General features: G+C 61.2%; 13 protein-coding genes. 6 read left to right on the forward strand and 7 right to left on the reverse strand.

Going from position 1 to position 13,492, the window contains the following annotated elements:
* The 6 genes from QZ498_RS16375 to QZ498_RS16400 form a co-directional block, all read right to left on the reverse strand.
* Positions 1-879 (reverse strand): FAD-binding protein (locus QZ498_RS16375; protein WP_294624170.1); only part of this gene is annotated, 879 nt, incomplete at its 3' end.
* Positions 879-1,637 carry an electron transfer flavoprotein subunit beta/FixA family protein gene (locus tag QZ498_RS16380; RefSeq protein ID WP_294624172.1) on the reverse strand — a complete coding sequence of 253 codons (759 nt, stop codon included), beginning with the start codon at positions 1,635-1,637 and terminating at the stop codon, positions 879-881. The genes QZ498_RS16380 and QZ498_RS16375, both read right to left, overlap by 1 nt.
* Before the next feature lie 180 nt (positions 1,638-1,817).
* A complete protein-coding gene (locus QZ498_RS16385; protein ID WP_294624174.1) occupies positions 1,818-2,390 on the reverse strand; it encodes a cob(I)yrinic acid a,c-diamide adenosyltransferase in 573 nt (190 codons plus the stop codon).
* A gap of 3 nt (positions 2,391-2,393) precedes the next feature.
* On the reverse strand, positions 2,394-2,597 hold the full coding sequence (locus tag QZ498_RS16390) for a twin transmembrane helix small protein (RefSeq protein ID WP_294624176.1): 204 nt from the start codon (positions 2,595-2,597) through the stop codon (positions 2,394-2,396).
* Between the two features lie 80 nt (positions 2,598-2,677).
* Entirely contained in the window at positions 2,678-3,505 is an 828-nt protein-coding gene (locus QZ498_RS16395; RefSeq protein WP_294624178.1) for an SDR family NAD(P)-dependent oxidoreductase, read from the reverse strand.
* A gap of 36 nt (positions 3,506-3,541) precedes the next feature.
* Complete coding sequence (locus QZ498_RS16400) at positions 3,542-4,213, reverse strand: SH3 domain-containing protein (RefSeq protein ID WP_294624180.1); 672 nt, start codon at positions 4,211-4,213, stop codon at positions 3,542-3,544.
* Between the two features lie 140 nt (positions 4,214-4,353).
* Between QZ498_RS16400 and QZ498_RS16405 the strand changes: the two genes are divergently transcribed.
* The 5 genes from QZ498_RS16405 to QZ498_RS16425 all read left to right on the forward strand — a co-directional run bounded on the left by QZ498_RS16405 (position 4,354) and on the right by QZ498_RS16425 (position 11,098).
* A complete protein-coding gene (locus QZ498_RS16405) occupies positions 4,354-6,792 on the forward strand; it encodes a DNA topoisomerase IV subunit A (RefSeq protein ID WP_294624182.1) in 2,439 nt (812 codons plus the stop codon).
* Between the two features lie 92 nt (positions 6,793-6,884).
* A complete protein-coding gene (locus QZ498_RS16410) occupies positions 6,885-7,316 on the forward strand; it encodes a YHS domain-containing (seleno)protein (protein WP_294624184.1) in 432 nt (143 codons plus the stop codon).
* Positions 7,317-7,436: 120 nt separating this feature from the next.
* On the forward strand, positions 7,437-8,648 hold the full coding sequence (locus QZ498_RS16415; protein WP_294624186.1) for a DUF898 family protein: 1,212 nt from the start codon (positions 7,437-7,439) through the stop codon (positions 8,646-8,648).
* Positions 8,649-8,780: 132 nt separating this feature from the next.
* Complete coding sequence (locus QZ498_RS16420) at positions 8,781-9,977, forward strand: DUF898 family protein (RefSeq protein ID WP_294624188.1); 1,197 nt, start codon at positions 8,781-8,783, stop codon at positions 9,975-9,977.
* Complete coding sequence (locus tag QZ498_RS16425; protein ID WP_294624189.1) at positions 9,977-11,098, forward strand: M48 family metallopeptidase; 1,122 nt, start codon at positions 9,977-9,979, stop codon at positions 11,096-11,098. Before QZ498_RS16420 ends, QZ498_RS16425 begins: the two co-directional genes overlap by 1 nt.
* 83 nt (positions 11,099-11,181) lie before the next feature.
* Here the strand turns inward: QZ498_RS16425 and QZ498_RS16430 are convergent, their stop codons facing one another.
* Entirely contained in the window at positions 11,182-12,537 is a 1,356-nt protein-coding gene (locus QZ498_RS16430) for a cytochrome P450 (RefSeq protein ID WP_294624191.1), read from the reverse strand.
* 117 nt (positions 12,538-12,654) lie between these two features.
* Between QZ498_RS16430 and QZ498_RS16435 the strand changes: the two genes are divergently transcribed.
* Positions 12,655-13,311 (forward strand): hypothetical protein, encoded by a 657-nt coding sequence (locus tag QZ498_RS16435; protein ID WP_294624193.1) that lies wholly within the window; start codon positions 12,655-12,657, stop codon positions 13,309-13,311.
* The last annotated feature ends 181 nt before the right edge of the window (positions 13,312-13,492 follow it).

Here is a 13,492-nt window from a genome sequence, read left to right on the forward strand (position 1 = left end):
GAGGCCGTAATCGGCCACCTGGAAGATCGGCGCTTCTTCGTCTTTGTTGATCGCGACGATGATCTTCGAATCCTTCATGCCAGCCAAGTGCTGAATCGCCCCCGAGATGCCAACCGCGATATAGAGCTCTGGCGCGACAACTTTGCCGGTCTGGCCCACCTGCCAGTCGTTCGGGGCGAAGCCCGAGTCGACAGCGGCGCGCGAGGCGCCAACGGCGGCACCCAGTTTGTCGGCCAGCTTTTCGATCAGGGCGAAGTCCTCTTCCGAGCCGACGCCGCGACCACCGGAGACCACGACACCCGCCGAAGTGAGTTCGGGGCGATCGGATTCGGCCACCTTGTCTTCGACCCATTCGGAGAGGCCCGGGTTGTCGCCTGCGCCGATGGTTTCGACCGAGGCTGAGCCACCCATGCCTGCGGCATCGAAAGTGGAGGTCCGGAAGCTGATGACCTTCTTGGCGTCTTTCGACTTCACGGTCTGCACGGCGTTACCGGCGTAGATCGGACGCTCGAAGGTGTCGGCATCGACGACGCCCGACACATCGGTCAGCACCATGACATCCAGAAGCGCCGCAACGCGGGGCAGGATGTTCTTGGCGTCGGTGGTGGCGGGGGCCACGATGTGGCTGTAGTCGCCAGCCAGCGAAGCGATGAGGGCGGCCACAGGCTCGGCCAGGCGGTGACCATAGAGATCATCCTCGGCGCAGAGCACTTTGGCCACACCGTCGATCTTGGCGGCTTCATCGGCAGCACCCGAGCAGGTGGCCCCGGCGCACAGAACGGTGACATCGCCCAGTTTCGAGGCGGCGGTCACGGCCTTGGCGGTCGCATCGACGGCCAGAGCACCATCATTCACTTCAGCAATCAGAAGAACAGACATTATACGGCCCCCGCTTCTTTGAGTTTGGCAACCAGTTCGTCCACCGAACCGACGATTTCACCGGCCTTGCGGGCCTCGGGCTCGTCGGTCTTGACGATTTCGAGGCGCGGACTGACGTCGACGCCGTAGTCGGCGGCGGTTTTCTCATCCAGAGGCTTTTTCTTGGCCTTCATGATGTTGGGCAGCGACGCATAGCGCGGTTCGTTCAAGCGCAGGTCGGTGGAGATGATGGTGGGCATCTTGACCTTGATGGTTTGCAAGCCGCCATCCACTTCGCGAGTGACAACGGCGTTGTCGCCGTCGACGTCCACGTTGTTGGCGTACATCGCCTGAGACCAACCCAGAAGCGCCGAGAGCATTTGCCCGGTGGCGTTCATATCGTTGTCGATCGCCTGTTTGCCGCAGAGCACGAGGCCCGGCTCTTCTTCCTTGACGACGGCGGCAAGGATCTTGGCGACGGCCAAAGGTTCGATATCGGTGTGCACGTCATCGGCGGCTTCCACGAGGATCGCGCGGTCGGCACCCATGGCCAAAGCGGTACGCAGGGTTTCCTGGCTTTGCTTGACGCCGATGGATACGGCAATCACTTCGTCGGCCTTGCCGGCCTCTTTCAGGCGAATGGCCTCTTCGACGGCAATCTCGTCGAAGGGGTTCATCGACATTTTGACGTTGGCAAGATCGACACCGCTGCCGTCCGCCTTAACGCGGACCTTCACGTTGTAGTCGATCACGCGTTTGACAGGCACTAGAACCTTCATTTGCATGGTCTCCCTTAAATTGACGGAGAGCCGCGATGCGACTCTCCCAAGCTCTCTTGAGCGTTGATATAGCCTTGTTACAGCGTGAAACAGGGCAAAATCGTCACGTTACCGTCTTGCGACGTCGCGTTTCCGTATTGAACGCAAAAATCTTTCAAGAATGTGTCGGCCCGGGGGCGCTTAGCGGTTCGCGCCGGGCTGCCAAAGGACATCGTCTTTTCCGTTGTCGTTCGATACCCGGGAGGCCACGAAGAACCAATCGGACAGGCGGTTGAGGTATTTCACCGCCGCCGGGTTCACCTGTTCCATGGTGGCCAGTTCCACCGAAAGGCGTTCGGCCCGGCGCGAAACGGTCCGGCACAGGTGAAGCTGTGCGGCAAGCGCCGTGCCGCCTGGCAGGATGAAGCTGCGCAGGGGTTCAAGGGCGGCGTTCATCGCGTCGATTTCGGATTCGAGGCGCGATACTTGCGTGTCGGTGATGCGCAGCGGCGTGTATTCGGCCTCGGCGTCCTTTTCCATGTCGGGGCGGCAGAGGTCAGCGCCCAGATCGAAAAGATCGTTCTGGATGCGGGCCAAGGCCTCGTCGGTTTCACCCGTGGCGTGTTGGCGGGCAAGGCCCACGGTGGCGTTCACCTCGTCGACGGTGCCGTAGGCGGTGACGCGCATGGAATGCTTGGCCACCCGAGCGCCATTGCCAAGCGCGGTTTCGCCGTGATCCCCGGTTTTCGTGTAAATCTTGTTGAGTACGACCATGGTTTAACCCCCCGAGCGGAACCAGAGAAAGAAGAGAATGAGGCAGACTGCCACGAACTGCATGATGATCCGCCATTTCATCATGCGGTTGGATTTCTTGGCGGATTCGATATCGCCCTTGCCGAAGTGGCTGACCCCGATGGCCAGAATTACCACGACCGCCAGCATCGCCGCCGCGGCCACAAGGAAAACGGGATCATTCATCATCGCGGTTATCCTTTTTGTTTGTCACGCGCCATGTAGGACCTTTGCGCCGGAAAGCGAAAGAGAAATCATGACGCGGGGCCTTACGCTTTGGACAGGAGCCAATCTAGCGTGCGGGTGGGCAGGATACGGCGGGCCACGCCCATGGCATAGGTTGGGGTGGTGACGTAATAGCGAGGTTTGGGGCGCGGGTGTTCAAGCGCGTGGATCAGTTTTTTCGTGACCGCAGAGGCGGGCCATTGCGGGCCGCCGCTGCTGCCTTCGTAAAGCTGGGTGAGGAGGTCAGCGCGGTATTGGTCGGCGCGGGCCGAGTTTTCCCAGTCAATCCAGCGTTCGAATTCCTTGATCGCGTTTTTGCGGAAATCGGTTTCGATCGGGCCGGGGTCAATGATCGAGACCTTGATGCCTGTGTCGGCCATTTCAAGGCGCAGGGCGTCGGAGAGGCCTTCGAGGGCGAATTTGGTCGAGACATAAGCGCCGCGCCATTTCATGGCGATGAAGCCCAGAACCGAGGAGCATTGCACGATCCGGCCATGCCCTTGGGCGCGCATCACCGGGATAACTTGGCGCGTCAGGTCGTGCCAGCCGATCAGGTTGGATTGAAAGATGGTGCGCAGGGCCTCGGTGGGCATGTCTTCGACCGGGCCGGGGATGGCGTAGGCCCCGTTGTTGAAGAGCGCGTCAAGCGTGCCGCCGGTGGCGTCGAGCACTTCGGTCAGACCGTCGCGCAGGCTGTCTTCGTCGTTGTAATCCATGCGCGGGCTGTGGAAGCCTTCGGTGCGCAGGCGGTCGCAATCTTGCGCCTTGCGGCAGGCGGCGAAGACACGCCAGCCACGGTCGCGCAGCCCGTGGGCCGCGTCATGGCCGATACCGGAGGAACAGCCGGTGATGAGAATGGTTTTCGCGCTCATGGCGCAAGCTATGGCCTGCGCCTGAGCGCGATGCAATCAGTTTGAGGCGGTGACCAGCCAATCGGCCATCCAGCCGACGCGGCCGGTTTCAACCACGCGCAGCTTGATCCAGCCATTGCCGGGCTCTTGCAGGATGACCACCTCGTCATTCTTGCGCAGCTTGCCGATGCGGTCATATTTCGTGCCGGGGCCGCCGCGCATGTTGACGACAGTGCCTGTCACGCGGCGAATGTCGCGTTGCGGCAAGTCCACCTCGGCGTCCGGAGTGGTGGCGAGGGTGGCTTGGTCGACGGTATCGGCTGCGGTGCCTGCAAGGCTGACCGAGGCGACGGCCTTGGCCACGTGATCGGGCAGGGTGGTTTCCGTCTCGGAGCTTTCGGTGGCGGGTTCGGGTTTTGCCACTGCCTTGGCCGGTTTGGCCTTTGCGCCATCGACGCTGGCCAAAGTGATCTCGAACCGCTGACCGCCGGAGAGGTCCAAATCCGAAAGGGACGTGATGGAGCGGGTCACGGTTTCATCTTCAAGCGGCTCGCCGGTGTCGGCAAGGCGGGTGACATCCACCTTCACAGGGCGCATTTTCGGGCGCTCGTTGTTCAGTTGAGCACGCACCTGAATGGAATTGGTCGCAGGCTTGTAATCGGCCCCGCCGCTCAGTTCGTAAAAAGAAAAGCCTAAAAAGGCAAAGCTGATGACGATAAAGCGCCACATCGCGCGTCCCCCCGGATACACACACAAATTACCAACGAAGATGAGTTTACACGATTCGCCCTTTCACTTCATGGGAAAAGGCAGATTCTTTCCCTCCAATGCGCTTTACCTAGATTCGCGGGGGCGGTATCACAGCATCTATGAGTGATTTGCTGGATGACCCCAATATCGGCCCCGAGGCTGTGTCGGAACCGCTCCGCCGGGCGATTGGCGAACGTTACCTGACCTATGCCCTGAGCACGATCATGCACCGCGCGCTGCCTGATGCGCGCGACGGGTTGAAGCCCGTGCACCGGCGGATTCTTTACGCCATGCGCGAGCTGAAGCTGAGCAGCACCGGGGGGTTCCGCAAGTCCGCCAAGATCAGCGGCGACGTGATGGGGAACTATCACCCGCACGGGGATGCGGCGATTTACGATGCCATGGCGCGCTTGGCGCAGGATTTTGCCGTGCGCTATCCGTTGGTCGACGGGCAGGGCAACTTCGGCAATATCGACGGCGACAACCCGGCGGCCAGCCGCTACACCGAGGCGCGGATGACCGCCGTGGCCGAGGCGATGTTGCAGGGCCTGAACGAAAACGCCGTGGATTTTCGGGAAAACTATGACGGGACGCTGACCGAACCGGCGGTTTTGCCCGCGTCCTTCCCCAATCTGTTGGCCAATGGGTCAAGCGGGATTGCCGTGGGGATGGCCACCAACATTCCGCCGCATAATATTGGCGAATTGGTCGATGCCTGCCTGCATTTGATCAAGACGCCCGATGCCCGCGACGACACGCTTTTGAACTATATTCCCGGTCCCGATTTCCCCACTGGCGGCGTGATCGTGGAGCCGCCCGAGAATATCGCGCAGGCCTATCGCACCGGGCGCGGGGCCTTCCGCCTGCGCTGTAAATGGGAGGTGGAGGACCTTGGCCGTGGGCAATGGCAGGTGGTTGTCACCGAGATTCCCTATCAGGTGCAAAAGTCCAAGCTGATCGAGAAGATCGCCGAGTTGATCCAGACCAAGAAGGTTCCGATCCTTGCCGATGTTCGCGATGAAAGCGCCGACGATGTCCGGATGATTCTTGAGCCGCGTTCCAAGAACGTGGACCCCGAGGTTATGATGGGGATGCTTTACCGCAACTCGGACCTTGAGGTGCGGTTCAGCCTGAACATGAACGTGCTGATTGACGGGGTGACGCCGAAAGTCTGTAGCCTCAAGGAAGTACTGCGCGCCTTCCTCGATTTCCGGCGCGAGGTTCTGATCCGCCGCAGCCGCCACCGGATGGCCAAGATCGACCACCGGCTGGAGGTCTTGCAGGGGCTTATCACGGCCTTCCTGAACCTTGATCGGGTGATTGAGATCATCCGCTATGACGACGACCCCAAGGTGGCCTTGATGTATGAGGATTGGAGCCATGTGCACCAATCCACCCTGAGCCGTGCCATGAACGAGAGCGAGTATCGCTCGCCCTTGGCGGGGGTCGATGTGAAATCGCTTGTGCTGGTGGCTGACCCCGAGATGGAGGCCACCGGCGTTCTGTCCGAAAGCGCGCCCGAGCGCGCCGTGCCGCACAGCTATGCGGGCCGGGAAAACGGGCTGTCGGATGTGCAGGCCGAGGCGATTTTGAACATGCGCCTGCGGTCCTTGCGGCGGCTTGAGGAAGAGGCGCTGATCAAGGAGCGCGACGCGCTGATGGCCGAGCGGGCCGAGTTGGAAGACCTGCTTGAGGATGAAACCCTGCAATGGGGCAAGGTTGCCGAGCAGTTGCGCGAGGTGAAAAAGACCTTTGGCAAGGATTACATTCTGGACGATGTGAACGTCGGCGCACGCCGCACCCAGTTCTCGGAAGCGGGCGAAGTGGAAGAGGTGCCGCTTGAGGCGATGATCGACCGCGAGCCGATCACGGTGGTCTGCTCCAAGATGGGGTGGATCAGGGCGATGTCGGGGCATATCGACCTGAACCGCGAGTTGAAGTTCAAGGATGGCGACGAGGGGCGGTTTATCTTCCATGCGGAGACCACCGACCGGTTGTTGGTCTTTGGCAGCAACGGGCGGTTCTATACCCTGTCGGCGGCCAACCTGCCCGGCGGGCGCGGCATGGGCGAACCCCTGCGCCTGATGGTGGATTTGCCCAATGAGGCCGAGATTGTGGACCTCATCATTCACAAGCCGGGGCGCAAGCTGTTGGTGGCCTCCTCGGCGGGGGATGGGTTTGTTGTGAACGAGGACGATGTGCTGGCCCAGACCCGGACCGGCAAGCAGGTTTTGAATGTGCGTGGCGATGTGACGGCGCGGGTCTGTACGCCTGTGGCGGGTGATCACGTGGCCTGTGTGGGCGAAAACCGCAAGGTTCTGGTCTTCCCGGTGGAAGAACTGCCCGAGATGGGCCGTGGCAAGGGCGTGCGGTTGCAGAAGTACAAGGATGGGGGCCTGAGCGATGCCACCACCTTTACCCTTGCTGATGGGCTGAGCTGGCGTGATCCGGCAGGGCGGACCCGGACCGAAACCGAGCTTGCCGAATGGATGGGCAAGCGGGCGGGGACGGGCCGGATGGCGCCGCGCGGCTTCCCACGTGACAATCGCTTCACCTGAGTTTGATTTGTGGTGAAGGGCGGCAGTGCCTAACTCTGTGGCAGCACACGCAGGGAGGGTTTGCGATGCTTTTGACACGGCGGGTATTATTGATGAGTGGGGCGGCCGCTCTGGTGGCGCAGCGGGCCATGGCGGATGAGCCCTATTGGTACATGAATGACGATTATGCCGCCGATGGCGCGGATGTGGTGGCCTATTTCGGACTGGAGGCCGGGGATAACGGTGTTCGTGGCTCGGGTGAGTACGTGACGGAGTGGGACGGGGCCAAGTGGCGTTTTGCCAATGCCGAGAACAAGGCGGCCTTCGAGGCCGACCCCGAAAAATACGCGCCACAGTTTGGCGGATACTGTTCCTATGCTGTCTCGCAGGGCTATACGGCGCATGGCGACCGGAATGCCTGGACCATCCACGATGGTAAGCTCTACCTGAATTACAACAAATCGGTGCGCCGGCGTTGGTCGGGTGATATTCCGGGGAATGTCGCCAAGGGCAACGCGAACTGGCCCAAGGTTCTGGGCGGCTGACATGGAACATCCCAGATAAGGCCGATATATCGCCTCAAATTTAACGCAAAGGTTGAGCAGTTTTCAACGGCGCCCCGGGCGTAGCAAAGAGAATGTTCAGCCCAGCGTTGAGGTCCTGCGATGATGTCGGTTAATTCGGTTGGAACCAAAGAAACTTTGGAAGGTCACTATGCGGGCCAACGAAAACCCCTGTTCAATATCGCGGTTGTGACCGCCCTTTTGACGACGCTGACGTTCGGCATCTACCGGTTTTGGGCCAAGACGCGCCTGCGGCGCTATATCTGGTCATCCATCAGCGATGGGCGTGACAGCCTTGAGTATACCGGTACGGGGCTTGAGAAATTCCTTGGCTTTCTCGTCGCTGTGGTGGTGCTGGCCATATACCTCGGGGTCGTGCAAATGGGCCTTTATTACCTAGGCCTCACGCTTTTCACAGAGCCGCAGACCACCGAGCAGGCCGCGATGCAATCCGCGGCTCTACTCATCACGGTGCTTGCCGTCTTGCCACTGGTCTTTTTCGCCAAGTACCGGGCACGGCGCTATAAACTGGCCCGCACCCGGTGGCGCGGCATCCGCTTTGGTGCGGAAAAAGGCGCATGGGGATATGCCGCGCTGGCGATGTTTCATTGGATGGTGTCGATCCTGAGCCTGGGGCTTTTGCTGCCATGGCAGACCTTCCGGCTTGAGCGGTATGTGACCGACCGAAGCTGGTACGGGGATGCGCCGTTCCAGCAGGGCGGCAAATGGACCGCGCTTTTGCCGATGATGGGGCATATCTATCTGGGCCTTTTGATCATGCTGGGCGGCGGGGCGCTGGCCGCCATGATGAACCTGCCGCAGGAAGGGGCCTTGATGGCTGGGCTGGGCTATTTCTGGTTTATCGCGGGGATCGTGCTCTACCGTGTCAAATCCTTTGCCTATTTGACGAATACCAAGGCGCTGGACGGCAATATCCATTTCGAGGCCGAGATCGACACCACGGCGCTTGTCGCCACGGTGTTTCTTGGGGCGCTGGCGGTGCTTTTGATCTCGGCGGCGGTCTATGGCGCGCTGGGCGCCGGAATTTTCTTTGCCATGATGCCTGCGGTCCTCATGGGGCAGGGGGCGATCTTCATTGGCGTCATTTTGGTGATCGCGGGCTATCTTTTGGCAACGGCGGTGATCAGTTCTCTGGCCTTGGTCTGGGTCATTCAGCCGATACTTCATCAAATCGTGGACTCCATCACCGTTCACAATGCTGACGAGTTGAATTTCATCGAGCAGCGGAGCTTTGACGAGGGCGCGGATGCCGAGGGCTTTGCCGATGCGCTGGATCTGGCGGCGCCGGTCTGAGGCGATTGCCTGCGGCGATATTGGCTTTACCGCGAAACGTTGCTTTGCCAAAAGGATGGGGCATAATCGGCGCGCTTGACGTTGCCGCGACATTTCAATCAAGCCATTGCTTTTCAAGAAGAGGGTGCACCGATGCCAGAGGTTCAGCACAGTATTTCGGGCGAGTACCACGGAGAGCGAAAACCGCTTTTCAACCTCGCGTTCAAGACGGCCCTGCTGACGGCCATAACACTGGGCATTTATCGTTTCTGGGCCAAGACGCGGATTCGCAAATATATCTGGTCTTCGGTGGTCGGGCAGGGCGATGCCTTTGAATACACCGGCACGGGCCTCGAAAAATTCATCGGTTTCCTGATGGCCATCGTCATCCTGGCCGTATACCTCGGGATCGTTCAGATGATCCTGTTCTACTTCGGGCTCACGCTGTTTTCAGAACCGGCGACACAGGCCGAGATGGTGGGCCAGATGCTGGCGATTTACATCACCTTCTTCGCGGTGGTGCCGCTGATCTTCTTCGCGCAGTACCGCGCGCGGCGCTACAAGATGGCGCGGTCGCGCTGGCGCGGGGTTCGGTTTGGCATGGAAAACGGTGCATGGGGCTATGCCCTGCGGGCCATTGGCCATTGGCTTCTGACCATTGTCACGCTCGGCGTGCTGTTGCCGCGGCAGACTTTTTCGCTTGAGAAATACATGGCTGACCGCACTTGGTTCGGGGATGCGAAATTCGAACAGGGCGGAAATTGGACCAGGCTTTACCCGGCGATGAAGCACCTTGCGATCGGCTTGGTGATCTTGGTGGGGGGCGGCGTTCTGGGCGGAGTGGCCGGATCGGGCGCGATCATGGTGATTGCCGGGATCGTCGGCTATATCTGGGTGATGGTCGGTTTGGTGTCCTACCGGGTGAAGAGCTTCATTTACCTCACCGAGCACAAGACATTGGACGATACTGTCAGCTTCGAGGCTGCGCCGGAGACCTCGACCATCGTGTCGACGGTGATCGTGGGTAGCCTTGTCGTGGGCCTGATCATGGCGCTCGTCTTTGCCGTGATCGGCGCGGTTTTCAGTGCGATGATGGGTCCAATGATGCTGGGCAATTCCGGCGCGCAGGTCGTTGGAGTGGTCTTCTTGGTGGCGCTTTACGTTCTGGCGCTGGCCATGGCGGGGGCGCTTTCGCTGGTCTGGATCACCCAGCCGATCATTGATCACATTGTAAGCTCGCTCAAGGTGCGGGATGCCGAGCACCTCAATGACATCAAGCAGCGTGCCCATGATACCGGGGCCGATGCCGAAGGCTTTGCCGACGCGCTGGACGTGGGTGGCGCGATCTGATGGGGCCGGTCACGGGCAGTTTTTTCGACGGCCAGCATGCCGGGCGTCACCGGGTTGAGGTGACACTGGATGAAGGCGCGGGGACGCTGATCGTGACCGGGCCAAGCCTGTCTGCCCCCCTGCAATGGCCCTTGGGCCGGTTGCGCGCGCTGGAGGATCTGGCGCGCGACTACAGCCTGACCCTGACCCTGCATGCCGAGACCGAGGATGAGGCGCCGCGCGACCCGGCGCGCCTGACCATCCGCGAACCGGCGATGACGGCGCGTATCCGCGAAGTGTGCCCGGATTTGCGCAAGCGTGATTTGCATCGTGGCACCTGGCGCAAGATATGGACGCGCAGCGCCATGGCCATCGGTGCGGTGGTGCTCATGCTATTCGTGATCCTGCCGCGCATGGCCGATACCTTGGCCACTCTTATTCCGATCGAACGGGAAATCGCCTTTGGCAAATCGGTTATCGCACAGATGGAACGCGCTCTGGGGGCTACGGATCTTGGTGATTTGCGGTGTGACGGTGCCGAGGGGCGGGCCGCGCTGGACCGGATGGTGGCGCGACTGACCGAGGGGCAGGATTTGCAATACGATCTGAACGTGCAGGTCTTCGACCATGAGATGGTCAATGCCTTTGCGGCACCCGGGGGTCAGGTCGTGGTGATGCGGGGCCTGATCGAGGACGCCAGCGGCCCGGACGCGGTGGCTGCGGTGCTGGCGCATGAGATTGGTCACGTAGAGGCGCGCGATGCGACGCGGATCGCCCTGCGCGCGGCGGGGTCTGCCGGGCTTTTGTCGATGGTCTTGGGCGACTTTACCGGCGGCACGATTGCCGTGGTTCTGGGCGAGCGGATCATGCAGGCCAGTTACACGCGAGAGGCGGAGGCGGCGGCGGATGTTTTCGCACTTGATATGTTGAACGAGGCGGGGGTGGATAGCACCGGCATGGCCGAGTTCTTTGACCATATCGATGGGTTGCAGGGCGACTTCAAAATTCCCGAATACCTGTCGACCCATCCGGCCAGCGAGGCCCGCGCAGAACGCGCCCGTGACAATGCCGCAGAGCAGGGGGCCACCACCCCGGTTCTGAGCGAGGCCGAGTGGCAGGTGCTCAAGGGGATTTGCGGGTAGGGGCAAGGATTTTCGAAAATCCTTGCAAGCCATTTCGCAATGGCTTGGATCAACCCCCTTGCAAGGGGGTTGCCCGGTTTATGTCACACCGCCTCGGCTTCAAGCCAGACGCCGCCTTCGGGGCGCAGGGTGAGAATCATCACCGGGTCGGGGTTGCGGCCTTTGACGAGCGTAAACCGGTAGCGGTTCAAGAGGGTGGCGAGGATGATGACCGCCTCTTGGATGGCAAAGCTGGCCCCGATGCAGATGCGCGGCCCATCGCCAAAGGGCAGGTAAGCATAGCGGTCAATCACCTTGCGATCAGCGAAGCGCTCGGGGCGAAAGGCGTCGGGATCCTCCCACAGAAGGTGACTGCGGTGCAGGGCGTAAATCGGCAGGATCACCGTATCGCCGCGTTTCACCTCGCGCCCACAGAGGGTGTCATCGGCCATGGCCGTGCGCGAGACCATCCCGGCGGGCGGGTAAAGGCGCAGGGCCTCGTCGATGATCTGGCGGATGTAGGGGAGATTTTCGACATCCTCGCCAGTGCAGGGGCCATCGCCCAGAACGCTGCGCGCTTCGGCGCGGGCGCGGTTCTGCACCTCTTGGTCGAAGGCACAAAGGTAAAGCGACCATGCCAGCGTGAGCGCCGTGGTTTCATGGCCTGCCACGATAAAGGTCAGCAGGTTGTCGCGCAGCTCGGCGGTGTTCATCTGGCGCTTGGTTTTGGGGTCTTCGCCTTCGAGCAGCAGGTCCAGAAGGTCGGGTACGCCGTCGCGGCCCCGGGCGCGGCGGGCCTCGACGGCTTCGTCGGCCACGCTTTTCATTTGTTTGACGGCCCCGCCCGACATCACGCGCCCCGGGCGCGGCACCCAATCGGGGAAGCCCAGAAGATCGAAAAGCGAGATTTTCCCCGCTTCGGCAATATAGGCGTCAATCGCGCCGTGCACCGCGTCGGCATCAAAGGAGCCATCGCCCGAGAACGTCACCTCGGCGATCACGTCAAAGGTGGTGCGCACCATATCCTCGGCCATGTCCACGGCGCGCGGGCCTGCCGCTGCGATCCGCTCACAGCTTCGTTCGGCGGCCGCCGTCATGATGGGCGCAAGGTTCATCACGTTGCGATGCGAGAACACGGGCGCCGCCGCCCGCCGCTGCCAGCGCCAATGCGCGCCTTCGGCAATGAACAGCGATTCGCCGATGGCCGGGCGCAGCAGGTTCTTGGTGACAAGAGACTTGGGGTAATTGTCGACCTCTTCCAGCAAAATCCGGCGGATAGCGTCGGGGTCCATGACCATATGCCAGCGTTTCCCGGTGCGTCCCGACACCATGGGCTGCCGGGTGGCAATGGCGGGAATGATACTCAGGACATTGCGGCGCGAGGCCTGCAGGCTGGCCCAGATTCCCATCGGTTCGGTAACAAGCGGGACGTGTACGGGGTGCGGCGCGGCAACTGTCATGGCGGTCCTCTTTCGCTTTGCCTGATATAGGGGCTGACCCTCCCCACGGCAAATGCCAACGCATTGCACCGCGCCTTCGCCTGCGATATCCGTGGCCCAACCTGAGGGAGCTTATCCATGCTGCGTATCATCGCCCTTTTCGCGGGTGTTCTGGCCTTGTCCGCCTGCACCAACGCAAACGACCTGAACCAGGAACCCACCTATCTGGGGGATTTCCAGCTCGGCCATAACGTCGTCGTCGCGCCAAACCTGACCAAGGGCCCGGCCTCTCGCGAGGCCTCCGAGGAAGAATGGATTGAAGTGATGACCAAGGCGATCGACGACCGCTTCGGGCGCTACGAAGGTGAGCGGTTGTATCACCTTGGTGTCAGCATCGAGGGCTATGTTCTCGCGGTGCCGGGGGTGCCCTTGGTGCTCTCGCCCAAGTCGGCGCTGATTTTCAAGGTGACCGCCTGGGACGACGCCAAGCAGACGAAACTGAATGCCGAGCCGGAGCAGATCACGGTTTTGGAGTCTGTTTCCGGGCCCACCCTTCTGGGGTCCGGCCTGACGCAATCCAAGGAAAAGCAACTCGATAACCTCAGCCGAAATGCCGCCAAGCTGATCGAGAACTGGTTGGTGCGCGAGAACGCCAACAATGGCTGGTTCGAAGGCGACGCGGGCCCGACGGAAGAGGCACGCAAGGCCGCCGCGTCGATCGAGGAGGAGCCTTCCGATGCCTCGGCGCTGGTCGAGGAGGCGCAATCCGAGGCCGAAGCCCTTCCTGAAAGCTGAACTTGGCGCCACGAAGCGCTTGATTTTCCCGCCGCAAGCCAATAAATGGCGCGCGGAGTATTAATCGGGCCATGTGGCCCCCCAACGACAAGGCGCCTTGAGATATGGCAAAGGAAAAGTTTGACCGTTCGAAACCGCACGTGAACATCGGGACGGTTGGTCACGTTGACCACGGCAAGAC

Origin of the sequence: uncultured Roseovarius sp., assembly GCF_913057115.1 — a bacterium.
Classification (GTDB): Bacteria; Pseudomonadota; Alphaproteobacteria; order Rhodobacterales; family Rhodobacteraceae; genus Roseovarius.